We start from the raw sequence: 25,665 nt of genomic DNA, 5'->3' as shown, positions 1-25,665 counted from the left end.
AAAACGCATTACACTCTTAATGCGGAAAAACATCTTATATATATTAATTCATAAAACCTCTATTGGTATCAAGGGATAACTATGTCTTTTGCATCCATATTGAGGCTTGATCAACCATTTTTGCATGGGCAGTAAGAAAATTCAAGGAAGAATGCTTAACGCATACCTTTCTGACAATCAATCCAAAAGCATTGCTTTAGGAATACTTAATAGACAATACAAAAAACACGATATTACATACAAATTAGACTTAATCTCTAAGATCATTGCCAAACCACAAGATTACTTAGATGACCCGATTTGGTCCAAATTAGCTAATTCAATTCTTCCGAAAGAAGTTTTAAAAACGGAAGAAGATATGCATGAGCTAAAGGATAATCCTTCTGAGTTTAGCATTTTTGGAAAAAAAGAAATCAACAGCAATGCCATACAGCAGATGAAAGTCGCTATGAGTTTGCCTGTTGCGGAAAAAGGCGCTTTAATGCCTGACGCGCATCAAGGATATGGGCTACCTATCGGTGGCGTGCTTGCCACAAAGAATGAGATAATTCCATATGCTGTTGGTGTTGACATTGGTTGCCGAATGTCGCTGAGCTTATACGACCTTCCCGAAAATTATATTCATAGATATGAATACAATTTAAAAAAAGCATTGAAAGAGCATACTGCTTTTGGCACAAGCCAATGCATCAACTACGCGCAAGAACATGAAATTCTGGATAGAAGAGAATTTCACGAAAGCTCGCTTCTCAAAGGCTTGCATCAAAAAGCTTGCAAACAGATCGGATCCTCAGGCGGTGGCAATCACTTTGTGGAATGGGGAATCGTAGAAATCGATGCTGACAATACCTTAGGAATAACTGAAGGAAAATACATAGGCATTATGGCCCATAGTGGATCAAGAGGCTTGGGAGCTACAATTGCTCAACATTTTACGCAAATTGCCAAAAGCAAATGCAAATTGCCTAAATCCGCTAGTCATCTAGCTTGGCTGGATATTAACAGTTCTGAAGGCCATGAATATTGGATAGCTATGAATTTGGCAGGAGATTATGCGAAAGCTTGTCATGATCGCATACACGCTAACCTATCAAAGGCCATGGGGATAAAGCCATTTAGGATTATAGAAAATCATCACAATTTCGCTTGGAAAGAAAAACTTGAGAATCAAGAAGAATTCATCATTCATAGAAAAGGTGCTACGCCAGCGCATGAAGGCCAATCTGGAATTATTCCCGGCACCATGATTTCACCAGCTTATATCGTGAGCGGAAAAGGAAACACAAGCTCTTTGAACTCAGCCTCGCATGGAGCTGGAAGATCATTGTCACGAACCAAAGCGAAGTCCAGCATTACCAAAAGCGCCATGAAAGGCATGTTGAAACATACAGGAGTCACATTGCTTGGAGCGGGTGTGGATGAAGCGCCGATAGTTTACAAAGACATCGACAAGATAATGTCTCACCAAAATGACCTCGTTAAAATTGAAGGGAAATTTTTCCCAAAAATCGTGCGCATGGCTAAAGATTAATTCGACAAACAATGAAAAGTAATAATATACAAGAATTCCGGCTTCAAATAACCTCTGGAAGAGGGCCGGCAGAATGTTGCTGGGTGACAGCGCAATTATTAAAATACCTGATCAAACTCTTTGAAAGTAAAAATACTGAATGCGAAGTTATTCATCGGGAAAAAGGCCCAATGAATGGCACTTTGAACTCAGCTGTGCTTCAAGTGAAAGGCATAAATATTTACGATGATGCTGAATTTTGGAATGGAACGGTTCAGTGGATTGGAAGAAGTCAATATAGACCCCTTCATAAACGAAAGAACTGGTTTGTAGGAGTCAAATGCTTGACTCATGATGCTTCTGAAAACTCTTTGAAAGATAGCGATCTGCATTTTCAAGCTATCAGATCCGGAGGTCCCGGAGGACAACATGCCAATAAAGTAAGTAGCGCTGTGCGCATAACACACAAGCCGACAAGCATTCAAGTTGTCGCCAGTGATCAAAGATCCCAACATATGAATAAAAAAATCGCTAAAGAAAGATTGCAAAAGCTATTGGAACAACAGAATAAGAATCAAATATTAGAACTCAAAATGGATGACTGGCTCAATCACTGTCAACTTGAGCGAGGCAACCCAATACGAATATTTGAAGGCAGAAATTTTAACATAAAAAAATAATAAATACCCTTGGTCTTTCATGTTGATAGGCCAAGGGATCTTTTTAATTATGCTGTTCTCGGATATATTTCGTTCACCATTCTCCATATGCCGTCAATTAAGTCTCTATCGCGAATCGAAGGATTCATTGGCTTTTGATCTGTAATTTTACCCAATACTTTTCCTTCAGGAGCGCCAAGTACATCTCCATTTTTGCCAACTTCTCCCAACAAGCATTCCGCGTATTTTTCAGCGCCTTTTTTCGGGCTTTGTGACATTCCCAACATAGCGGACATCCCAAACATTACTTTTTCCATAAAAAATCTTTTCACAGGAGCCACTTTCTTCAAGCCATTAGTCCCATGAGTCAAGCCAGGAGTAAACCAAATATACTCATTGCCATCATTAATCTCGGACAACTTCTGGGAAATCAAGGCACTTACTAGCTTGGAAATCCCTATGCTATTCATTGGGTTATACGCAGGCATATCTTTAGAGCCCTCTATATATCCTTTCAATGAATTATAAGAGAGAAATACCGGCTTTTCGATCATGCCAGGAATACCCCTTGCTCCTTCTCCTCCGGCGAAAACTACCCTTGCATTCGGTGCTACCAATCCGGCTTTTTGCAAATTTACCAATGTAATATAAGCTCCAAATGCATTTTGAAACACCGTCTTTTCCAGTCTCTTTTTTCCGTAATTCAAAAATTGATAATCATCTGTAAAAAACACTCCACCCGCCTGTAAAAAGATAACATTAAAAGGCTTGTTCTCCGGCATTCTTTTGACTGAATCTTCAATGGATTTCGGATCATTCATATCGAAACCTCCATACGCTTCCACTTTCCCTTTAGCTCTTACTTGATCCAAAATTCTCGCTCTTGCCTGCACAGCTTTTGCCTCCTTTCTCGTCGCCAACGCCAAACGTCCAACGCCTGATGCAAGCAATATCTTTGCGGTTTCAAATCCCAAGCCTCCATTCGCGCCTGTGATGAATACTGATAAGTTTTGATTTTGATTAGTTGTCATGGCTTTGATATTTTTGTCTTGACACAAATATCCGAAGATCAACTGCCCTAGACATGGTCAAAAAGTTCAAAGAAATGGAATTTTAGGCCAAGCTAATTTTTTCAGATCTTTTTTATTATTCGTAATATTAAAACCCTTAACCTTATATTAAATCAATAACATGAAATTCCCTTCATCTATCCTTCTAATTTTGATTACAATTTATTTTCAGAGTGCATACGCTGAAAAAATATCTCCAAAAGGAATCCTCAATATCCATTTCAATAAGTTTACAAAAAACGACACCTTGAAAATTTACAATTCTCCGAACATTCACGATGTGTATATCAAGCTATATAAAAATGATGACGAGATCTTTTTCCAGGAAGAGCATCATTCAGCGAGATTGAGGGAAATTCACTCTTTATGCCAAGAGTTTCAACCTGTATTCTTTTATCAAGAGTACAATATTCTGAATCCGGTTTATGTTGCAGTCGTTCAAAACAAGTTTTATAAAATCAGAATAAATAAAGGAAATTATAAATACATTGCTATTGATGACAAGCATAAATTCAATGCTATAAGAATTCTCAAAGTATTCGAATCCTTTGAGATACTTACCAACAATTCACAAGTTAAATCTGCTCCGGATGAAAATGCTGGCCATATTAATGCAAGCTTGGTTGAATTCATAGAATTTGGCAAAAACCCTGAATGGATAAAAGTAAAAAGCATTGAAGATCTATGGCTTGACGAGGAGTCAGACCCTAATTACGAAGTTAAAGAAGGTTGGGTAAGATGGAGAAATAAAGATAAAATATTGATTCACTTCAGGCTATTGCCTTAATTTAATAAATGAGTCTTAGCAAATATTAACAGTCATTGTGGTTGTTCTTCATACTTTCATTCTGTACTTTACGAAAAAATCATAATAGTCTCAGAAACTGTATTCTCAAATACTTCAAATTTTATTTACATAATTTCAAAAAATGAAAATAACAAAAATACACTCTATCGTTTTACTAGTCGCAATTGTTTTATCCTCAACTTACTCATTAAACAGCTTCGCCAAATTGCCTGTCAATAAAGAAGCTAGCGCAAGAACACAGCAAGACAATACATCAAGTTTAATCAATCATTATTTGAAAATCAAAGATGCATTGGTCAATAGCAATGCTAAAGAAGCAAGCGATGAAGCCCAAAAACTAAAAGCTTATATTTCAAAAAACAAAGCGGAATACTCTAAAATGAGCAAACCCGTAAAAGCTATAGCATCATCCAATTCCTTGAACGTGCAACGAAATGCCTTCTCAGACCTTTCTGCTCTTGTTTATCAAAGTCAAAAAGAAGATTCTAAGAACGTGACTCTTTATCGACAATATTGTCCAATGGCATTTGACTATGCAGGAGGGTACTGGCTAAGCGCAGAAAAGGAAGTTAATAATCCATACTTTGGAGACAAAATGCTGCACTGCGGAAAAGTCGTTGAAGAAATGTAAAATCATGTTATCAATTCGATATGACAAGAGTTATATCTAAGGTTTATTTGTGACCTGTTAACTATTTTACCAATCAAAAACAGCAATGTGATGGAGAAAAAAATGGAAGATTATTTTTATGAGGCATTCGAAAATATGGACAGATTAGGCCCTGGGGATAATCAATCAACTTTAAAAGCCATTGAATGCATTGACAAGAATCAAACTGTCAAAATCTTGGATATCGGTTGTGGGGTTGGATCACATACATTCCTAATGGCAAAATCATTAGAAAATGCCGAGGTGGTTGCCATTGATAATAGTTCGGATTTCATTGATCAATTTAATCATAAAGCCAAACAATATAACTTGGACAACCGTGTGAAAGGCATTTGCATGTCCATGTTTGAAATGACATTCGAAGATAGCAGTTTTGATTATATTTTTGCTGAAGGATCCATTTATATCGCAGGATTTGAAACTGGACTGAAGGAATGGAAACGATTTCTTAAGCCAAACGGCAAATTAATTTGCAGCGAAATCAGCTGGATTACCGACAATCAATCAAAGCAAGCAAAGGCATATTGGGAAGCAAACTATCCTCAAATAGACAGTATTGAAAATAAAAACATACAAGCGGAAAACTTAGGCTATGAAGTGGTCAATCACTTTATACTTCCCAAAGAAGCTTGGACAGACAACTATTATGTTCCTTTGCAAAGGAATATCGATGCTATGAAAGCAAAATATCCAGAAAATGCAATCGCATTGGAAGTCGCTAGAATGATTCAAGAAGAAATCGACCTTTACACAAATCATGGCACAGAGTACAGTTACGTTTTTTATGTTCTGCAAGCAAAATAACTTATTGAGTCTCCCCAAGACTGATTCAATAAGTTTCACAATTACTTGTTTTAGATATTAGTCTAACATCTTCTACCTTTGTCCTATGGATTCAACAGTACTGTATATCAAAAACATGGTCTGCAAACGATGCATCAAAGTCGTCAGGGACGAGCTTGAAAAATTAAACTTGACCATTGAAGAAATTGAACTTGGAAAAGCAAGAGTATCGACAGCACTTAGCTCCGACAAAATAAATGAAGTTAGGCGAGTTTTGGATGATAATGATTTTGAATTAATCAATGACAAAAAAAGCCAGTTAATTGATGGGATTAAAACACTAATCATCGAGAGAATTCATTATGCAAAAGAACAATCAGGAACAAATAATTACTCTCAGTTTCTAGCCAAAGAACTAGGCTATGATTATTCTTATCTTAGCAATCTCTTCTCATCAGTGGAAGGAATCACTATAGAAAAATACATCATCAATCAAAAAATCGAAAAGGTCAAAGAGTTATTAGTCTACGATGAAATGTCTTCAAAGGAAATAGCTTTCGAATTAGGATATAGCAGTGTCCAGCACCTTTCAAGTCAATTCAAAAAAGTGACAGGATTGACACCTACCCAATTTAAAAAACTAAAAAACTACAAGCGCAAACCACTTGATGAAATTTAAGACAAAGATGATGTAACACTTTTCCAAAATCATGTAATACTTTTGATCTTATTACTTGCTTATTTTGTCTATCAAAATATTTACTTATGGAAGCACAAAAATACATCATAACATTTCTTACGGATTTCATTAACATTCTAGGCGAAATGTCGCCTTATTTACTGCTCGGATTTTTCTTTGCTGGACTGTTGTATGCTTTTGTACCTAAGAGCAAGATCGAACGATATTTCAATGGTTCTCCTTTCAAGTCATCAGTACTAGCATCAGTGTTCGGAATTCCATTGCCTCTTTGTTCCTGCGGTGTTATACCCACAGGCACTGCATTTTATAAAAATGGAGCCTCCAAAGGCGGGACCGTTTCTTTCTTGATCTCAACACCGCAAACGGGAGTAGACTCCATCCTAGCCACATTTTCATTGATGGGTTTGCCCTTCGCGATTATCAGGCCTTTGGCGGCTTTGGTAACAGGAATCTCCGGAGGTCTCATAACTAGTACTGTAACTAAAGAAGAATCCAAGAAAGCTACTTATCATGAACAAACTGTAGAACAAAAGACTTTTTCGCAAAAGGTCATCGATGTTTTTCAATATGGCTTTGTAGAATTCATTCAAGATATTTCCAAATGGCTAGTGATCGGACTCGTATTGGCCGCAATCATATCCGCCTTGATACCGGATAATTTTTTTGAATTATTGGACTTGCCTGCATTTGTTCAAATGTTGTTGATACTCGTAGTCTCCATCCCATTATACATTTGCGCTACCGGATCCATTCCCTTGGCAGCTGTGTTAATATTAAAAGGCATTGGTCCCGGGGCCGCATTCGTATTATTAATGGCTGGGCCTGCTACCAATGCAGCAACAATGACAATGATCGGAAAAGTATTAGGCCGTAAAAGCCTATTTACCTATTTAGGCACTATCATCGCTGGGGCATTGACTTTTGGGTTGTTAATTGACTATGCTCTGCCAGCTCATTGGTTTTCGAATATTGCTCAACAACACCTCGGTCATCAACACAACACAGGGCTTAATTGGATAGAAGCAAGCTCCGCAATAATTCTAACAGCCTTAATCATAAATGGCTATATTCAGAAATATTTAAAATCAAAAAGGAACAAAACAACTCAAATAAAAACGAATACCATGAATAGCGAAATCATAAAAGTAGACGGCATGTCTTGCAATCATTGCAAAGCAAATGTTGAGAACAACTTGAATAAAATGGCTTGTGTGGAAAATACAATTGTTGATCTTGAATCCAAAACAGTAACCGTAGAAGGCGATCGCTTGGAAATTGAAAATATCAAAGAAACAATCAACTCTTTGGGCTATGATGTGAAATCATAAGTCTCAAGCATTAGAACATTTTCTATTATTAAAAGGCGACTGTATGTTATTACACTGGAAACATATAGCCGCCTTTTTTCAAAATTAATTTATAGATTGCATAACATTCGATTCAGCAAAATCAAAACATAAAACTATCAACCTTAAATCTAACTGCAATTAAGTTGCATTATCTTGCGCTTAAACCTATTATTGCAACATAGTTGCAATAATAAATGATAACAATATGAATAACAAGCTGCCTGTTACTGTTTTGAGTGGATTTCTTGGAGCGGGAAAAACCACTTTGTTGAATCATGTCCTGCACAATAAAGAAGGTCTAAAAGTCGCCGTTATTGTCAATGACATGAGCGAAGTTAATGTGGATGCTGAATTGGTAAAAAACGAAAATACGCTTTCACGAACTGAGGAAAAACTTGTGGAAATGAGCAATGGATGCATTTGCTGCACTTTGCGAGAGGATTTAATGGTTGAAGTAGAGCGATTGGCTAAAGAAAATAGATTCGACTATTTGCTCATAGAGAGCACTGGCATTAGCGAGCCAGTTCCTGTCGCTCAGACATTTTCATTTGTTGATGAAGAAAATGGAATAGATCTTTCACGTTTCAGCTATGTTGACACTATGGTGACAGTAGTTGATGCTTTCAACTTTTTCAAGGATTTTGGTAGCCCTGAAACCTTGATGGATAGGGAACTTACAGACATAGAAGGCGATTCTCGCACAATTGTGAATCTATTGACAGACCAAATCGAATTCGCGAATGTGATCATCCTAAATAAAACAGATTTAGTCGAAGACGAGCATCTGGGCGTATTAAAAGCAGCCATTCAAAAACTTAATCCATCTGCTAAAATTATTGAATCGACTTACAGCAAAGTAGATCCTAAGGAAATTTTAAATACTGGACTATTTGATTTTGATGAGGCAGAACAAAGTGCCGGATGGATAGAAGAACTAAACAAAGACGAACATACCCCCGAAACCGAAGAGTACGGAATTTCTTCTTTTGTATATCGAAGCAAAAAACCATTCGATCCAGCTCTCTTCTGGGATTATGTACAACTTAAGTTCCCTAGCACCATTATCCGAAGCAAAGGACTGTTTTGGTTAGCCTCAAGGCCTGAGCAAGCATTAGTTTGGAGTCAAGCTGGCGGTTCTTTAAAAGCTGATAGCGCAGGAGTATGGTGGAGCAGTATGCCATATGACAAACGAATCAAATACTTGTCGTTCATCGAAAATCAAAGTCAAATCGAAGGAAATTGGGATAAAACTTTTGGAGATCGTAAAAACGAAATAGTATTTATCGGACAAGATATGAATGAAGAAGAAATTCGTTCGGATCTTGACGCATGCTTGCTATCAGATCAAGATATAGCATCAGGCAATTGGAAAAGCGGTTATAACGATTACTGGCCTGTCCAAAGAGTTCATGCCCTGCAATAATCAAAGGGCAATAATTTTTGGAAGATGACCAATACAACAGTTCATCTTCCTTCCCCACAGCGATTAACACTTCTATCTTTTTTAATTTCAAAACTTGCACTATTTAAACATATATCAAATATGTTCTCACTCTAATTAATAGGCATTAATTTTGTGCATCCTGCAATAAAATAGTAATTTACTATTCTCATCAATACATTTTTTAAATAAATTAAATAACTTAATTTTGGATATTTTTAATAAATTAGACGCAAAGAATACTCCCCTAGGTCAATACTGGGACGTGCATGAAGGATATTTTATGTTTCCAAAACTAGAAGGAGAAATCGGACCAAGAATGCAATTCCAAGGTCGCGAAATTTTAAACTGGAGCCTCAATAGTTATTTAGGCTTAGCTAATCATCCGGAAATACGGGAAGTAGATGCTCAGGCAACTAAAGACTGGGGACTTGCCTCGCCAATGGGAGCTCGTATTATGTCAGGCAACACAAAGTATCATGAAAAGCTGGAAAAAGACTTGGCGGAATTCACCAAGCGCGAAGACGCGATGCTATTAAATTTTGGTTATCAAGGTGTATTCTCTGTGATAGAAGCGTTAGTTGATCGAAATGATGTCATTGTCTATGATGCTGAATCGCATGCTTGTATCATCGATGGAGTGCGTCTTCACTTAGGCAAACGCTTTGTGTACAAGCACAATGATATCGAGAATTTAGAAACTCAGCTGAAAAGAGCCGAAAAAATAACCAAAGAGACTGGCGGGGGCATTTTGATTATCACTGAAGGGGTTTTCGGCATGTCAGGCAACTTAGGCAAACTAAAAGAGATTTGCGCGCTTAAAGAAAAATATCAATTTAGAATATTGCTTGACGATGCGCATGGATTTGGCTCTATGGGAAAAACAGGAGCGGGAACAGACGAATATTTGGATGTGCAAGACCAAGTGGATGTCTATATTTCCACTTTTGCGAAATCTATGGCAAGTATTGGCGCTTTCGTTGCCTCCAAAGAAAAAATCATACGATACTTGCGATATAGCACACGTTCCCAAATTTTCGCGAAATCAATTCCAATGCCATTGGTTATTGGTAACCAAAAGCGCTTGGAAATGCTGAAAAACAGTCCTCAAAAAGACAAGCTTTGGGCAATAGTAAATACACTGCAGGAGGGCTTAAGAGAAAGAGGGTTTAACATAGGCACGACCGAATCGCCGGTAACTCCAGTATACCTCAATGGCGACATGACAGAAGTAGGAAACATGGTCATGGATCTTAGAGAAAATTATAATCTGTTCTGCTCTATTGTTACTTTTCCTATGATACCAAGAGGCCAAGTTTTATTGAGGCTCATCCCTACTGCCGCTCATACTATGCAAGATGTGGAAGAAACTATTGCCGCATTTGAAGCGATTGCTGATAAATTAAATGCCGGCACATATAAAATGGGAGGCATAGAAGAATATATGCCGCAATAATTTCTAAAATAATCCATACCAACATTCTATTAGATTTTAATAATCAAAAAATAACAGCATGATTCACTCTGCTGTTATTTTTTTTCATCAGTTTCATTTTTAATTAAAGTTTATTTTAGAAGCTCATCCACTACAAATCACTAACAAACATCTAGCATCGCAGTTATCAGATAAAAAAGTATCACATGATAGCTAAATCACTAAATTTCGTCACTAATAAATGGGTCTACCCCTTGTCTATTATTTTTTTATTAATGACTGCATGCAATTCTTCCAATGACAGTGAGCCTGATTTGAAAATAGAAATGGGCAGATCATTTTATGAAATAAGTCCGGGCGTGTACACCTTCATGGCATTTACGCTCAATAAAGCAATGCAAAATGCGGAAGCAAAAATTTATATGAACGATTCTTTGGTGCAGACTATTGATCTTGATAGAACTCATCGAGACTCTTTAAGCATCGTGCATGCAATGCCTCCTAAATATCAAGGACAGACCGTTAATTATCAAATTTTAGTTCAATCTGACAAAAATGCTAATGATATATTAGCCAGCATATTTTTCACCGCTAATGTCATCGGAAGCTCCGAATATGAATTCGTTGTCAATAAACATTTGGTTAGCACATATTATGACAATGGGATCTCATTCTCTGAAGGTGAAATTGTAACTAGAAGTTATATAGGCAACTTAAGTAACAGCAACCAATATGATATCACTTTGCATGCTGAAAGGCTTGATAATTATGATTTCGGCAGAGTAGAATTCACTTTTGAATCTATCGACCCGAACAAAACGCTTATATTGCCTATAGCAGAGTCTCTTTTGGATATTAATGACATAAATGATTTTATTAGAAGCGCCTATAATTTCTCTGAAGGAACTTCAGGCACTGACAAATTGGTATGGAGACAAGGCACAGGATATGACGTCATGTTGGTGCATGACAATGGTGACATAGATGTATTTAATCTGAGTCCTGATGAGTTTCGCTATCGATTCTTTATAAATCATCGCGGAATACGAAGAAAGTAGCTCAGGCAAGCTTATTTTTCTTAGGCAATAGATAGAATAGTACTTGAAAAAAGGCGCATAAAACATAACAAAATGCGTCTTTTTAGAAATCACAATATCATTTGCAAATTATTTGTTTTTGATAAATTTCCTCCAACTCATAAAAATACTCTACATTCAAGTATTTTTCCATTCATTGAATCTATTTTATGTTTCTCTTAATAGTCGAAGACCTATTTGGTTTAATTTTTTCACTAGTCTAGTTTTACAATTGAACAAACATATATGAATAGGAAGGATTTCATAAAGATATCTTCGATACTAGGTTTATCCTCAACGTCAATACCAAATGCTATTTTCGGAGGGGACTCCGAAGATCGTGAATTTTACGCTAGTAAAAACAACGGCATATTTAATCCTGACTTATATAGAATCAGGCAATTATCAACAGCGATCCCTGGAGAACTACCAAAGCAAATCAATGTGCTCAAAGTCGCCGACGCATTGAGAAAAGCAAGCATAGTTCTCAAAGGAGGAGATCCTCATAGAATTATTACATTAGCGCGAACAGCCTACCAAATACAATACCCCAAGGGTTCAATAATGCTTGACTCTGGTATGGACTTGGAGACGCACCGAGAATTCACCGGCGAAGACAAGTACTTTTATAATGACAACTTTCAAGAAGTTAATAAAGCCTTGCTCAAAGCCAATATGATTATTTTCTCGCATTATCATGCGGATCATGTTGCTGGCGTCGTTCGATCGCCACATTTTGACACTTTAGCTCCTAAAACTTGGGCATCAAAGAGCACTGCCGATATGATGTACCTTTCTCCTCACAAACCCTCAGTAAACATCAGCCAAGAAAATGTCAATAAGTTCATTATCGGTGATTTTGCCAATTACTATCCGTTGGCACCGGGAATTGTGGCATTCAAAGCTCCCGGACATACTCCCGACTCAAAGATGTTTTATCTGCGACTTCAAAACGGCAAAGAGTTTATCCACAGCATAGATAGTGGCTGGACTATGGAAAATATCCGAAATCATCAACTTAAAAACGCTCCTTGGGTTATTGAAAATGCGGATCAGCTTATCGCCCAATATGATTGGCTCAATAGACTCATGGAGTCTGAAAAGAATATTACAATACTTTGCTCACATGACAATGAGCAGTATGAAGAGTTTCGACGCAAAAAGATATTAGGTTCGTCATTCGTGTAATACTTGATTTAAATGACTGCATCAAATTTGATAATATTGCAATTATTAAAGCGAAGCTCGATAATCTTGTAATGATTGCGAATTGTACTTTTCGATTTCCGCCAAATCAAAAAGCTTCTGAAATATTCTATCCTGCAACTCATCAGGTCTTTCATTCAATTGACTAAGGTTTTTCAACAAATAAAGCCATTTGTCAAAACGGGTTTCCAATTCATTAAGTTGCTTATTAAACTTCGGGATTTCAAGATACAGAAAAGTCAAATTATCAAAAGCGACTTCATTGGAACCAAGCTCCCTGAACTGGATCTTATGAAGCAATCTTTCGGGACTGTCTTTATACTCATCAAAAGTAAAATTCATAATCCCTATGGTATAAACGCCTTTAAGGTCAAATTTCCAATTCAAACTTGATTTTGCCTGTTCTTTAATCGGAAACGAAGCGTAATACAAGCTTCTGTCTTTGAAATTTGTTTGATTAAGGAATTGTAGCTCAACAATAATTTTTTCTCCCCCTTGATTTTCACAATACAAATCGATTATCGCTTCTCGGTCTTCAAGGGGTCTGGTGTAGTTTTCATTTTGGTAAAAAGACAAATCATTAACTTGATGCTTTTCGGGCAACAACTGATTTAAAAAATCAATCAATAAATCCTTGTTTTCCTCTGTACCAAATAATTTATTTAACCCAAAACTTGTAAGTGGATTGATGAACTTTTCGACCATGACTAATCCTATTTGATTATTCTAAAAATACTCTATCAATTTTGATTTCGCAAATATAGTGCGCTAATCAGGATCAGCTCAAAAAACGAAATCTCCATACTTACATATAGAGATTTCATAATAAGTCATTCAATATAATTTCAGTCTACTCGCTATCGCTTTTCATATTTATAACTAACCTGAAACCGACATTAGAGACTTTTTGCCAAGACTCATAGCTATTTCTGGTAGAAGCAGAAGCATTCTTTTGTCTATCTTTCCAAGATCCTCCTCTTGCGACTTTCATGTTGCCATTTTCACCATTGTTTCTTCCATCGCTTTCCATATATGGATATGGCTTATAGTCCGACAATGTCCATTCGGCCACATTACCATGCATATCATAAAGTCCCCAAGGGTTAGGCAAATATTCACCAACTTCAGCAACAATCATATTTCCATCGTCAACCGACGCGTTTCGAGGAAGGAAATCCCAATACTTTCTTCTAGGATCATTAGAAGCCATTGGCTGTGGATCAACTCCAATTACTGCCATATCCGCCAAAGAGGAATCGGCCAAGTTCTCATACTTCCCATAGTTCTTATTCAAATCAAAAAACCACATATCATTAGCGCTACCAGAGCGAGAAGCCCATTCCCATTGAGCTTCGGTTGGCAAAGTAATATCGTAACCCGTAATTTCACTCAACTTCTCGCAATAATCCATTGCCTCTTCCCAAGAAACCCTTATCACAGGCTGATTATCTTTATTGGCTGGATATCCAGGATTTACATGATCTTTCCATTGTTGTGCAATATATCTACTATCATGCTCCGGCACAATTGCTTTATACTGGGCATTGGAGATCTCCAACTGTCCCATCCAGAACTCTTCTTCTATTTCAACTTTATGCTTTGGCATTTCATCATGTCTTCCTTGATTACTGCCCATTGCAAATTCACCTTTAGGAATTTTCACGAATTTTATTGACATTCCATTTCCAATTTCCAAGACTAATTCTTTGTCTTGCAGTCTCTGTTGAAGCTTTTGAGCTTGTTCTAAATCCATAGGCCAGTTTTTGACCTTCACTTTTTTCGTTTTGACCACATCTTCAGCCTTAGGCATAATTGGAGCAATTTTATCTAAACCGCTGATCAGCTCTTCATAATTCGTCAATTCTTCTTGCCAATCAACTTCCACGTTGCTGTATTTTTGAGCCAATTCTTGTCTTCTGCTAATTTGATTATTATTGGCATATGTGTTCACATTCTTAAATTCTCCATGATAAGGGGCGTTCAAGTCAATCCAAGTATATAGCTTGTTCCACTCACTGCTATCCAGTTCGACATTATAGTGTCCTTTCTTAAGAATTTTGATTAATTCACTTGTACTCGCATGGTATTCCATGGGTTTCATCACATGAATATCTGCTTCAGGCCCTTGTCGATTCACAAACGGATGCAAAGCAAGATAACTTTTTCTCAAATTGTTATACTCCACTTTTTCCTTCGTAACAAAATCCAACATGTCTTTTTTTCCATCATGGCAACTACCGCACTTTCTATCCAAAATAGGCTGAACATCCAAATTGAATGTGAATGGATGCACTCCATCAGATGGCTCATCGATTTTATTTGGTTTTCTGCGAGAAGCAATTGTTGGCTTAGGCAATGGAACTGAATTTTGTTCTTCATGACAACCTACGCAAGAGACAACTTCTCCAGGCATGCCAGTCAGCCATGATCTCATTAACTGAACCGCTCTACCCTCCTCGTCCAGAGGCTGAAGAGTAATCGGCGTATTCGCTGGGATTTTGAACATTGCCGATCCATCTTCTTCAATTGGCACAGTTCCCAATACTCGTTTCATATCCCATCCTGATTGGATTCCATGAGCGTCATGATCCGATTTTGATTTTCTATAGGCATATTCATAAGCAACAATCCTTAGCTCTTTGACAGTGCCTTTTGGCACACCCGGCAAACCTCTTCCTTCATAAATATCCTGAATATAAACCGTAGCCTCTTTATCTTCGCTTTTGATTTTCTCAGGTATTGCCGGAGGCATATTTCTTTTCTTCAAGATTGTAGCCTCGGATATACCGCCTTTTTCAAACTCTTTAATCAAGGTCACATTGTCAAAAACATCCACCAGATATAATCCCCATAGAGCATCTGGTCTCAACTTCGCTGTCACTAAAAAATACTTGTCCGTAACAGGATAAGGTTTCAAAAACTGAGGCCATACGTCATTTACCAATTCATCTTTGATCTCAGGAACTACTTTGCGATTTCTGAATGGTATTTCTTGCACAACGCCTTGATCTTCATGTCTGCCTTTTGCAGGATCAAACAAGACTAATCTTCCCGATCTTGCAATGCCATGATGACCGGAAACGACAGCTACAAATTCTTGATTTCCTTTTCCCGGCAACTGGCGAGCGTCAAACATGGAATTAGGCCAATATGAATTTCCCCCATAATACTCTTTTTTTCCTGTCCCGTCAGGGTTCATATGCATCAATACTCTTGAAAAATAGTGCGTATTGTCTGTATACTCCCATCTCAAGTACATGATTCTTCCATTATCCAATACCACAGGATCCCAATCATTGTCTTGGCCAAAATTCAACCTTCTCATGGATTTTTCTTTTGGATCCACCAAAGTCAAATTTGCCACAGCATCAGATCCATCAACACAAGGAACACCGTTATACCCAAGAGTGGATGCCGTCATTATTTTTCCATTGGGAAGATAAATACCCTCAAAATAGTCAATATCTGGCTCTTCTTCAGAAGTTTGTCTTTCAACAGCCTTAGTATTCAAATCAAGTTCATACACATGCCAACGGTCACGTTCATTCACTGTACTGAAAAGAAGTCTATTCGCATCCCAATGCAAGTCAAGATCAGTGATCATTTTATCGTCCTCGGGAGCGTATACCGTCTCCACATTTGCACCGGATGCCAAATCCGTAAGCATGACAATTTCAACTTGATGATCCCTTGGCATTACAATCGACGAATTCGAACTCCAATTATTTGGAGGTGTGCCGATATAAGGCGCCCATACTTTTCGAGCTTTATAGCCTAAATCATGTTTCGTCGCCAATATGCTTGCGTTCGCCAACTCAGGATGAGACAACAAAACACTTTTCTTAAATTCCAGCCATTCCCTTATGCTGTCCATCGTATCTCTGTTGCCAGCATACAAGCCTTCTTCAAGAGAAGCAAACTCAACCTGCAACTTATTCAGTTTTTTGATTTTATTACCAAAGCCTGCATCAGGAAATTCAACTTTCATATCTTCCAGTGCAAGTTGCAGGCTTTCAACATTCAACCACTCTAGCTCTTTTTGCAGATTTAAAACATTCAAAATGTCTTCATAAAGTCTCAAATATTTGACGGCCTTATCCTCTCCTTTATATTGACTCAAGGACATTACGTTATCATGATAGTAAGCAGGATCTTTCAACTCATCTACTAATGACAAACAAGCTCCTTTCTCAATGAGTCCGTTATCACTTTTAAACCATTCCTCAAGATTGCCTGCTCCGGATCTTTCAAACATATCCATCTCTTTTGGATGGTTGTTTCTTAGCTTTTCAATGTATGGCTCAACTGGAGACAAATTGACCTGAAATACGCCTACCGCATTTTCAGCAGATCCTATATCATCCAACCCAACAAAACCTTCCATTCTTGCATATTTACCGCCAATATCTACGGTAAAAGACCCTGAAGCGTGAGCGATTACACCATGTTCTATTTTTTCTCCATCTACGGAAAGCAAATCGCCATCAACCAAATTCGCATTCTTAGTTACTGGCTTCCACCCTGACTTTGTCGCATATATCTCCAAATCATCCAACCAAATTGACTTGCCTTGTTGATCAAATAATTTCACCCGGCCCCAAAATGAATGAACTCCTCTGGAACTTTCATATCCTTCAGTCTTGAAAGTTATGCTTTCGACCCCAGTTAAATCCAATTCAAAAGATTCTCTTGCTCCTTTGTGAATTGGACCTGAAAAATAAGGATCATCCTCATATTTGGCTTGATTACGAAAAGACTCTTTATACCTGATAATGTCATGAGTAAAATCGTAATTTGGAACGTTTTGGGAAAATGACAATCCAGAGATCATCATTCCAATGGTAAAAATGAAAATAAATCGTATCATACAAATTTGATTTAAAAAGTGACTGCCCTCCATAGCATCTCTTTAATTTTAGATTTTAAGATTAAATACTTTCACGATTCATGCGCTTCAATAGAGTATTATTTTACCCTAAAATCAATCATTATGATACTAAATTATCTAAATCCTTATTTAAAACAAAGTTCCATATTAGGAATTTGTAAAAATTTTTACTCTCAAATTTTCAAGAAAAAAGTTAATGAGCTTATTCAGTTAAAATGAAAGTTGTCAATCCGTTAAAACTCAAAAAATTCAATTTTTGTATTTATTTCTAATTTATAAATAGAATTATCTAACTAAACAGAATTATTTCAGCAAAACGATCTTGAAATAAAACTCTTAAAAGATGTGAAAGACAAACTCATGCATATTCCAACTTGCTCTAGTTGCGCATATTTTGCCCGTAATACTTGAAAAAAAGATTAATTAGGGGTAAAATTACAAAAACAAGGTTTTAAATATGAAACAGAACAAATCTTCAACGCAAGAAGAGAAGCAATATTCTGTTCCGAATCTAAACAGGGCTTTGGATGTAATAGAGTTGCTTACAGAGCATACTGAAGGCTTGACTCTCACAGAAGTTCAAGAAAAGCTCAATTATCCCAAAAGCTCCCTGTTTAGAATCATGTCTTCATTGAATGACAGAAACTATTTGCTGAAAAACGATAAGACAGGAACTTTTTCTCTATCAAAAAAATTACTGCATATAGGTCTCGCCACACTATCGGAAACAAGTCTTGTCGAAAAGGCTCTCAACTATATGAGAAAACTTCGAAACGATACTAAAGAAACTGTGCTACTGGGAACCTTGGATGGCAACGAAGTCGTGTTGCTAGAACAAGCTATTGGCACACATCCGTTTACATTCCGATTAAGCTTGGGAAAAAGAATCAACCTTCACGCTTCTGCTCCGGGCAAAGCAATTTTGAGCTATTTGCCCGAAGAAGAGAGAGAGACTTGTCTTAAACAAATTGAGTTTGAAAAATTCAATGACAATACAATCATTGATCCAAAGCAATTTCGCGAAGAGCTCTATGAAGTTAAAAAACTAGGTTACGCGTTGGACAGAGCGGAAGAATATGAAGGAGTGCATTGTGTTGGCGCGCCGATTTTCAACCAACATGGTCTTCCTATCGCTTCTCTTTGGGTAACAGCTCCCTCAGTAAGACTTTCTTCAGAGTCATTCGAACAGGTTGGCTCTCAAGTTTCTCAAAAAGCGATGGAGATATCAAAAGAATTTGGTTTCAAAAAAGCATAATTCAACAATATGGCAAGGTTCTCACATTTTTTTAGATTCCCAGTCTTAAAAAGACTTAGCATTAGCATAGGCGCTTTTTGCTTATTCAATATCATTGCTATGACTAATTTTGAGAAGAAAAGCTTGCCTCCTCTTTCCACGGTCCAAATAGCTCTTTCCGATGATTCAAAGCTCGCTTATTTCGCCAATAAAACATCTCAATCCGTCATCGCCTACAACATTTCGGATTGGTCTATAGAAAAAGAATGGAATTTTGATATGCCTGTAACCGGCATTTGTCTCAATGACAACAAAGCTTACATTACGACTTCTTACGAAATGGGTTGGCTACAAATCATAGACTTAAGAAGTGGCGAAATAATAAATAAAATCAAACTTGGTGTTGGCGCCAAAGCTCCTTTGCTAAGTTCCGATGGCAATAAACTTTTTGTCTGCAATCAATTCGAGAATAATATTTCGATCATTCGTTTGGATGAGAATATGAAAGAGACTAAAGTTTCTGTCATTCGAGAGCCTTTCTCATCCGATATTTCCAAAGATGGCAAATACCTATTTGTTACTAATTTCTTGCCGGCAACAAGAGCCGACATTGACACTGTAACGGCTTCCGTTAGCATAATAGACATTGATAAGTCTGAAAAAATCAAAGACATCAGCTTAAGCAATGGAAGCAATGCTCTACGCTCAATAAAAATAACTCCTGATGGAAAATATGCCATGATCATTCATAATCTGGGAAGGCATCAAGTACCGACTTCCCAATTAGAACAAGGTTGGATGAACACCAGTGCCGTAAGCATCATAGATGTCGACAAGCAAAGTTTTGTGGCCTCGATATTATTGGACGAACCTGAGTATGGAGCCGCAGGGTCTTGGAGCGTTGATTTTAAAGACAATATTATGGCTGTTTCGCATTCAGGAACGCACGATATTAGCCTGATTAACTATCAAGAATTTATTGACAAGCTTAACAATACTCCTGATAAAGAAACTCTCTCCTATGACTTGACATTTCTTAATGACATAAGAGAACGCAGAAAAATCTCGGGCAATGGACCACGGCTGTTGACATTCAATAAGGGAAAAATATTAGTGCCAACCTACTTTTCAGATACGCTGAACATTATCGATCCGCTTGACAAGCACAATGATTACTCTCTAGCCATCAACAAAGGCTGGAAAGAATCTGATGCCCGCATGGGAGAACGCTATTTCAATGACGCTCAATACTGCTTTCAAGCTTGGCAGTCTTGCAATGGTTGCCATCCCGGCGACGCTCGCACAGATGGCATGAATTGGGATCTGTTAAATGATGGGATTGGCAATCCAAAAAATGTAAAAAGCTTACTTTACGCGCATGCGACACCTCCCAGCATGATATCAGGTATAAGATCAGATGCCGAAACGGCGGTTCGCGCAGGATTTCAACACATACAGTTCTCCACTATTGATGAAAACCAAGCCAAAGCTGTTGACGCTTATTTGAAAAGTCTCAAGCCGCAGCCAAGCCCATTTCTAGTAGATGGAAAACTAAGTGAATCCGCATTGAAAGGAAAGCAAATATTTGAAAATTCCAGTTGCAGACATTGCCATTCAGGTGAATATTTTACCGACAACAAAATGCATAAAATAGGAAGAATCGAATTTGAGGAAGGTTGGAATACACCAACACTTAAAGAAGTATGGAGAACCGCTCCCTATGGCCATGACGGTAAAAGCTATACGTTGAAAGAATTCTTAAAAAATGAAAAACATGGCATTGGAGATAATATGACGGATGAAGATCTCGAATGCTTGATAAATTATGTTCTGACCTTATAAATATAGTAAATAGCTGAACTTCTTTGTTCATCTGATTATTAATGTATTATATAGCTTATTTTTTAAAAAATTGTGAAGGAGATCAAGATGGAGAGTACAATTTCATATCAAGTTGTTAAATTAGATGATCATAGTCAAAATGACATTTTAAATTCATTGAATATCGCGCTCAATGGCTTTCATAGCAATTCAAATGAGCATGTACTCAAAATCGTTATTTTCTTAGACCCAAAATTAGAAAACAGCTCATTCAAGAAAAGTATTATTCAAAGCATACACTCTTGTTTTCAAGACGCTGTTCCAGCTGTTACGATTATTTATCAAAAACCTCTGGATGCTTATTTAACTCTTGAGATAACCCAAGTGAAATCTGACATCTCACAGATTCGATTTAAACAATGGAAAGGAATAAATTATGCCATTTATACTAATTCATTAGCGTCATATTATTACTTTGGATGCGTTCATTCGGTATATGAAAATGATGCTGAACATTCAGCATCTAAAGTTTTCGATAAAATTCACAAAATGCTGCTTCACGAAAATCTAGATTGGGAACATGTTGTCAGACAATGGAATTATATTGAAAATATAACAGGTTTTGCAAACGACACTCAAAACTATCAAGCCTTCAATGAAGCAAGATATTCAGCTTGGAAGAGCTATAAATGGCAAAATGGCTACCCTGCCGCTACAGGCATCGGCGCAGGCGCAGGAGGCATTGCTATTGACTTGATCGCTGTGAAAGAAATGAATAATTCCTCAGTCATCTCACTTCCCATCAGCAACCCTATTCAAATCGATGCTCACAAATATTCCACGAATGAAATCGTATGCTCCGAATCGGAACCTGAAAAAAAACATACCCCAAAATTTGAAAGAGCCAAAGCTTTACAGTTCGATAATTTTCATAGCATTTACATATCAGGGACAGCTGCTATACTTGGAGAAAAATCCGAAGCAATTCACTCAAGCTCCAAACAAATTGAAATAACAATAGAAAATATCGAAAAGCTCATTAGCAATGAGAATCTGATCAAAGCTGGCTTATCAAAGCTTTCCAAAGGGAATCTGCAATTGCTTAGAATATATATTAAACAAACCAAAGATCTTGAGACTATCAAAAAAAGAATAAACCAAGCATATCCTAACATTCCAGCTATTTACACGCAAGCTGATATCTGTAGAGATAATCTGCTGGTGGAAGTAGAAGGAGTATATCATATATAAAGTTTGTTTACGCTAGTAATCAACACCTTATATTGTTTACTGCTAAATCCGATTTATTAAACAACACACTGAATAATCATTTTTAACCTTTTTATGATGAAAAGACGATCAGCTCTTAAAAAATCAATCGCAAGTCTATCAGGAATGGCTATCGCTGGAACAGCTTCAGCCAATTTACTCTCAAATGAAAATTCTAAAACCTCAAATTCAATGAATGCTAGCGTTCCTAATTATTCGAACAAAGATTTCTATGACAATGGAGTGTTATCCGGGCCAAAAACGCTAGAGGCTTACAAAGAAATGTTCAAACGTTTCGATTATCCTGCTGACCAATTTCTATTGGACAATCTATTTATCTCTGATTTTGGGCAAGGTGATTTCATCAACGCAGGCATGGCTGGTGTCTTTTGGCACAACTCTGACACATTTGGCTATTTCGCTCATGAGATTTACTTGCTTCCGGGGCAAATGATCATCGAGCATAAGCATGTTGAAACGAAATTCCCTGCTAAAATGGAAACATGGCATGTGAGACACGGATCAATCTACTGTTTTGGAGAAGAAGGAGAAACTGCGAATTTGCCTAGTATACCAGAAAGCCAGACGGATTTTGTAAATGTCAACAAAGCAATCAAAGTCGAAAGAGGACAAATGAACACGCTCAACAGACCGGAAGCTCCTCATTTCATGATGGCTGGTCCGGAAGGAGCAATTGTATCTGAATACGCAAATTTCCATGACAATGACGGGCTCATATTCACAAACGACAAAGCAATCTTCAACGACTGCCTATCATAATGATTAAAATCTTCAAAGCCTCCGCAATACCTTGCCGAGGCTTTTTCTTATCATTGTCTACGCTTGGCTAAAGCAATTCAGTGTCATCCAACATTTCTTCGATACGATGTCTGCCAAGCTCTTGTTGCACAAATCTTTCTCCACGTTCTTTCTGCTTTTTATAATAATCAATCTGCTTCTTGTTTTTAGCCAACTGGTCTTCAAAAAGTCTTCTGCTTAAATCCCTGATTGCTCCCTCATGTTCTGCAAATTGGCTTTCAGCTTCTTTATATTCCCTCTCAATTTGTTCATTTCTTGCTTTTGCGGCTTTTATCTCCTCGTCCAGCTTACGTATATTCTCCGCAGCCTCATCCTTTCTCAATTTCATTTTTTCTATTGTTGCTCCTCTTCTGTCCATTTGACCACCCAAGCCCGAAAGGTATGAAGTCATTTCCGCTTCTGATCCAGAATTTCTTCTTCGAGCTCCACTCCCTTCTTCATAGACATCAGCAAAACCAGAGAATGATGATCGCCTTTTAGATTCTTTATCACCACCTTTAGCTTTAGACTTGAGTTTTTCAGCTCTGGTCTCTAATCTTCTCAAACGACTTTGCTCCAATTCGCTTGTTAATCCGAAAGATGTTGTAAAGCTAATATCACCTTCCGTCTGCCCCGGTTCCAGCTCTTGAGGCCTGATGGATACAAAGCCCTCTCGGTTTCTAACCCTTTCTAACCTTTTCTGATACTGTTGATATCTTCTATCAAATCTATCACTTTGCTTTTTCCCAGTTATGACACTCGCCCCAAATGCTTCAGAGGTTACTCCACCTTGCACTCTTGAATCCAAAAACAATGTTTCATAGTCATCTTCAGCCATTTTCCTTGCCTCAGGTCCCGCAACCGCAGTATATATTGAATATTGATCGTGCTTAGGAACTTCCCAGTAAAACACATTCATATCCAAATTTGAAGATTTCACTGGATCATCCATTCCAGTCGCAAAATGACGGCTGTGCAAGCCGATTTGAGCTCTTAGTCTATTTTCGAACAACAAGCTTTTGAATTCCTGATCCATTAATGAAAAATTCCCTTTAAGAGCCGCTACTGCTTTATCCAAAACAAAGGCGAAATGTATAAATGGCGGATATACTTGATATGGTCTTTTAGGGCCAACGACTACAGGACATAAATTCGAACCATAAGTTTCATCTCCATCAAATTTTAACGCGACTGTCCTACTATGCTTGCCTGAGCTCCTCCCTTCAAAAGAACTGTATGGGAAATGCAATTCATGAGTTAAGTTTGACGGTCCCACGTCCAGATTAAGCTTGCCGGGTTCATATTTATTCTTCTGATGAGGAGCTTCCACCCCATCTTCGCTTAAGGAAACTTTATCCACCATAGCTTTATACATGGAACCCTCCCATGCAGGACGCAACTCTCTATCTTGAAGATAGGCAACTTCCGACTGACCTATAGTTTTCCAAGGTTCTGGAATATTTAAAGATTCTGTTATCGAGCGATCATCAACTTCAGCTACAGATTCACGTCCTTCATTGCTTAATCTTGTGGAAGTGGAATCCTCAAAATCCGACTCATCTGAACTTGATCCAGAATCATCATAGAATGACTCAAATTCCTTGGTACCCACTAGCTTCCTTAATAAAGCTCTACCTTCAGCGGTCCACATTACCTTTGAGTACATTGACGATACTTTAGTTCGAAAGTCTATTTGTCCTTGATATATGGGATTGTCAGATTTATGTATAGCAAAGTTTTTTTGGGCGACAAGTTTGTCCCATAGATAATGTACATCTTCCACTTGCACCCTGCTGGTTCCTGTGGTATTCTTCACCAATTTCTCAAAGTTGACTCCTTCATGTATGGATGGAACAGTTTCATTTTCTCCATGCCCGTCCATTCTTCTGTCGCAAACTTCTGTCGCTTGCGCAAAACGCGTCGGAACTTGATCCTCGTCAAAATCTATCAGCCTTCGTTTTAGTCCATCTTTAGCTACCCATATATCCAGTTTATTGTTCAACAAGACTCTCACAATCTGTTGATACTCCGCATCTGCTCTGGTAAGCATAAGACTTAATGCCTTAGTGAGCAACAATACATCTCCGGTTTCCTCAAAAGGGTGAGAATTTAGCCAAGCTAAAGAAATCATCTCAATATGCCGCAACTTAGCCATCAACTGATGAAGCAACCTTTCAAGTTCCCTCTTGTATTTTATCAATTCATACTGAAATGCGTAAACTTCCGCCTCATAAACTTCCTCCTGAACACAATAATCTTCAAAAGCTTTTTGAGGAAAATCCCTTTCAACTTTTTCCATCATTGGACGCAAAACCTCATAATCTTCTGAAGCTTTGCTTATGATCATTATCCTTTTTTTATGCTCTGCCTTAAATTCATGGAATTCAGACATGAGCCCTGAATATTTAAAATACGCTTCGCAGTACTTTCTGTGCATAGACAAATAACTCTGATGCGTAAGCACCAAACCCTCAAAATTCGCTCCGTCGCATTTAAGACTCTTATATTCATCTAAAAGATCATCAACCTCTTTCAAAATAGGCCAAACAGTATATTGGTCAAATCTGCCAATGCCATTCTCTTCAATGCTTTCTCTTAATGCTCTTTTTTTGGTAAGCTTTCTCGCGTATGCCTTGACTCCCACAGGCACTGTCAAGCTTCTAAATTCCTCAGATGTCATGAATGTCAACTGTTGAAGCAAAGGAGAGTCAATCATATTATCTCCTGTCAAGTCATATGGCTCCATCAAAAAATCCTCATAGCCCAAAGCCTCATCCTGATCCGATGGCACACCGCCATCCACATCTTCTACAGGCGGCATTAGTGAAGCTCCTTCGCTCATGGGAAATGACACGCTTTGTTTGGACTTCCTCTTCTTCCTTCTTCTTAACTTTCGTTTTACTGGCATTTACGAAATACTGACAATCAATTATATAGACTCTCTTCAT

The 25,665-nt window shown here is 37.7% G+C and carries 19 protein-coding genes; 15 read left to right on the top strand and 4 right to left on the bottom strand.

The features are described 5' to 3' along the window. Positions 1–124 precede the first annotated feature (124 nt). Both AABK36_RS23435 and prfH read left to right on the top strand, forming a co-directional pair. Positions 125–1,531: an RtcB family protein gene (locus AABK36_RS23435; protein WP_309942507.1), complete on the top strand. Its 1,407-nt coding sequence runs from the start codon at positions 125–127 to the stop codon at positions 1,529–1,531. 11 nt (positions 1,532–1,542) lie between these two features. Further along, complete coding sequence (gene prfH, locus AABK36_RS23430) at positions 1,543–2,190, top strand: peptide chain release factor H (RefSeq protein ID WP_309942510.1); 648 nt, start codon at positions 1,543–1,545, stop codon at positions 2,188–2,190. A gap of 47 nt (positions 2,191–2,237) precedes the next feature. Here the strand turns inward: prfH and AABK36_RS23425 are convergent, their stop codons facing one another. Then, entirely contained in the window at positions 2,238–3,200 is a 963-nt protein-coding gene (locus AABK36_RS23425; protein ID WP_309942512.1) for an SDR family NAD(P)-dependent oxidoreductase, read from the bottom strand. A 286-nt stretch (positions 3,201–3,486) separates the two neighbouring features. On the opposite strand from AABK36_RS23425, the gene AABK36_RS23420 reads away from it, so the two are divergent. The 9 genes from AABK36_RS23420 (at position 3,487) to AABK36_RS23380 (ending at position 12,689) form a co-directional block, all read left to right on the top strand. Further along, entirely contained in the window at positions 3,487–4,026 is a 540-nt protein-coding gene (locus AABK36_RS23420; protein ID WP_338390351.1) for a hypothetical protein, read from the top strand. Positions 4,027–4,168: 142 nt separating this feature from the next. Then, complete coding sequence (locus AABK36_RS23415; RefSeq protein ID WP_309942514.1) at positions 4,169–4,678, top strand: DUF3347 domain-containing protein; 510 nt, start codon at positions 4,169–4,171, stop codon at positions 4,676–4,678. Positions 4,679–4,768: 90 nt separating this feature from the next. Next, positions 4,769–5,521 carry a class I SAM-dependent methyltransferase gene (locus AABK36_RS23410; protein WP_309942517.1) on the top strand — a complete coding sequence of 251 codons (753 nt, stop codon included), beginning with the start codon at positions 4,769–4,771 and terminating at the stop codon, positions 5,519–5,521. An 85-nt stretch (positions 5,522–5,606) separates the two neighbouring features. After that, positions 5,607–6,179: a helix-turn-helix domain-containing protein gene (locus tag AABK36_RS23405; RefSeq protein WP_309942520.1), complete on the top strand. Its 573-nt coding sequence runs from the start codon at positions 5,607–5,609 to the stop codon at positions 6,177–6,179. Positions 6,180–6,265: 86 nt separating this feature from the next. Further along, a complete protein-coding gene (locus tag AABK36_RS23400; protein ID WP_309942522.1) occupies positions 6,266–7,528 on the top strand; it encodes an SO_0444 family Cu/Zn efflux transporter in 1,263 nt (420 codons plus the stop codon). 226 nt (positions 7,529–7,754) lie between these two features. After that, positions 7,755–8,972 (top strand): GTP-binding protein, encoded by a 1,218-nt coding sequence (locus AABK36_RS23395; protein ID WP_309942524.1) that lies wholly within the window; start codon positions 7,755–7,757, stop codon positions 8,970–8,972. 226 nt (positions 8,973–9,198) lie between these two features. Further along, a complete protein-coding gene (locus tag AABK36_RS23390; RefSeq protein ID WP_309942525.1) occupies positions 9,199–10,446 on the top strand; it encodes an aminotransferase class I/II-fold pyridoxal phosphate-dependent enzyme in 1,248 nt (415 codons plus the stop codon). A 254-nt stretch (positions 10,447–10,700) separates the two neighbouring features. Beyond that, entirely contained in the window at positions 10,701–11,483 is a 783-nt protein-coding gene (locus AABK36_RS23385) for a hypothetical protein (RefSeq protein ID WP_309942527.1), read from the top strand. Between the two features lie 264 nt (positions 11,484–11,747). Further along, a complete protein-coding gene (locus AABK36_RS23380) occupies positions 11,748–12,689 on the top strand; it encodes an MBL fold metallo-hydrolase (protein WP_309942528.1) in 942 nt (313 codons plus the stop codon). Between the two features lie 45 nt (positions 12,690–12,734). Here the strand turns inward: AABK36_RS23380 and AABK36_RS23375 are convergent, their stop codons facing one another. Further along, positions 12,735–13,412, bottom strand: a complete 678-nt coding sequence (locus AABK36_RS23375; RefSeq protein WP_309942530.1) for an Rpn family recombination-promoting nuclease/putative transposase — start codon at positions 13,410–13,412, stop codon at positions 12,735–12,737. Positions 13,413–13,557: 145 nt separating this feature from the next. After that, the gene (locus AABK36_RS23370) at positions 13,558–17,574 is read right to left on the bottom strand and encodes an SUMF1/EgtB/PvdO family nonheme iron enzyme (RefSeq protein WP_309942531.1); all 4,017 of its coding nucleotides are present in this window, start codon (positions 17,572–17,574) and stop codon (positions 13,558–13,560) included. A gap of 478 nt (positions 17,575–18,052) precedes the next feature. Between AABK36_RS23370 and AABK36_RS23365 the strand changes: the two genes are divergently transcribed. From AABK36_RS23365 to AABK36_RS23350, 4 genes are all read left to right on the top strand, one after another. Then, positions 18,053–18,850, top strand: a complete 798-nt coding sequence (locus AABK36_RS23365; RefSeq protein ID WP_309942532.1) for an IclR family transcriptional regulator — start codon at positions 18,053–18,055, stop codon at positions 18,848–18,850. Between the two features lie 99 nt (positions 18,851–18,949). Further along, positions 18,950–20,671: a c-type cytochrome gene (locus AABK36_RS23360; protein ID WP_309942534.1), complete on the top strand. Its 1,722-nt coding sequence runs from the start codon at positions 18,950–18,952 to the stop codon at positions 20,669–20,671. Between the two features lie 87 nt (positions 20,672–20,758). Beyond that, positions 20,759–21,901 (top strand): chorismate transformation FkbO/Hyg5 family protein, encoded by a 1,143-nt coding sequence (locus tag AABK36_RS23355; protein WP_309942536.1) that lies wholly within the window; start codon positions 20,759–20,761, stop codon positions 21,899–21,901. Positions 21,902–21,997: 96 nt separating this feature from the next. After that, positions 21,998–22,699, top strand: coding sequence for a cupin domain-containing protein (locus tag AABK36_RS23350; protein WP_309942537.1), 702 nt, complete (start codon positions 21,998–22,000; stop codon positions 22,697–22,699). Positions 22,700–22,766: 67 nt separating this feature from the next. Here AABK36_RS23350 and AABK36_RS23345 read toward each other — a convergent pair whose 3' ends face one another. Then, entirely contained in the window at positions 22,767–25,625 is a 2,859-nt protein-coding gene (locus tag AABK36_RS23345; RefSeq protein WP_309942539.1) for a coiled-coil domain-containing protein, read from the bottom strand. Positions 25,626–25,665: the final 40 nt, after the last annotated feature.

The organism is Aureibacter tunicatorum (genome assembly GCF_036492635.1).
GTDB classification, from domain to species: domain Bacteria; phylum Bacteroidota; class Bacteroidia; order Cytophagales; family Cyclobacteriaceae; genus Aureibacter; species Aureibacter tunicatorum.
This window is presented reverse-complemented; position numbering and strand designations above follow the sequence as displayed.

Bases quoted from the DNA above. Each gene is read 5' to 3' on its own strand.
- AABK36_RS23435 (WP_309942507.1), top strand. From the start codon at position 125: ATGGGCAGTAAGAAAATTCAAGGAAGAATGCTTAACGCATACCTTTCT.
- prfH (WP_309942510.1), top strand. From the start codon at position 1,543: ATGAAAAGTAATAATATACAAGAATTCCGGCTTCAAATAACCTCTGGA.
- AABK36_RS23425 (WP_309942512.1), bottom strand. From the start codon at position 3,200: ATGACAACTAATCAAAATCAAAACTTATCAGTATTCATCACAGGCGCG.
- AABK36_RS23415 (WP_309942514.1), top strand. From the start codon at position 4,169: ATGAAAATAACAAAAATACACTCTATCGTTTTACTAGTCGCAATTGTT.
- AABK36_RS23410 (WP_309942517.1), top strand. From the start codon at position 4,769: ATGGAGAAAAAAATGGAAGATTATTTTTATGAGGCATTCGAAAATATG.
- AABK36_RS23405 (WP_309942520.1), top strand. From the start codon at position 5,607: ATGGATTCAACAGTACTGTATATCAAAAACATGGTCTGCAAACGATGC.
- AABK36_RS23400 (WP_309942522.1), top strand. From the start codon at position 6,266: ATGGAAGCACAAAAATACATCATAACATTTCTTACGGATTTCATTAAC.
- AABK36_RS23395 (WP_309942524.1), top strand. From the start codon at position 7,755: ATGAATAACAAGCTGCCTGTTACTGTTTTGAGTGGATTTCTTGGAGCG.
- AABK36_RS23385 (WP_309942527.1), top strand. From the start codon at position 10,701: ATGACTGCATGCAATTCTTCCAATGACAGTGAGCCTGATTTGAAAATA.
- AABK36_RS23380 (WP_309942528.1), top strand. From the start codon at position 11,748: ATGAATAGGAAGGATTTCATAAAGATATCTTCGATACTAGGTTTATCC.
- AABK36_RS23375 (WP_309942530.1), bottom strand. From the start codon at position 13,412: ATGGTCGAAAAGTTCATCAATCCACTTACAAGTTTTGGGTTAAATAAA.
- AABK36_RS23370 (WP_309942531.1), bottom strand. From the start codon at position 17,574: ATGATACGATTTATTTTCATTTTTACCATTGGAATGATGATCTCTGGA.
- AABK36_RS23365 (WP_309942532.1), top strand. From the start codon at position 18,053: ATGAAACAGAACAAATCTTCAACGCAAGAAGAGAAGCAATATTCTGTT.
- AABK36_RS23360 (WP_309942534.1), top strand. From the start codon at position 18,950: ATGACTAATTTTGAGAAGAAAAGCTTGCCTCCTCTTTCCACGGTCCAA.
- AABK36_RS23355 (WP_309942536.1), top strand. From the start codon at position 20,759: ATGGAGAGTACAATTTCATATCAAGTTGTTAAATTAGATGATCATAGT.
- AABK36_RS23350 (WP_309942537.1), top strand. From the start codon at position 21,998: ATGAAAAGACGATCAGCTCTTAAAAAATCAATCGCAAGTCTATCAGGA.
- AABK36_RS23345 (WP_309942539.1), bottom strand. From the start codon at position 25,625: ATGCCAGTAAAACGAAAGTTAAGAAGAAGGAAGAAGAGGAAGTCCAAA.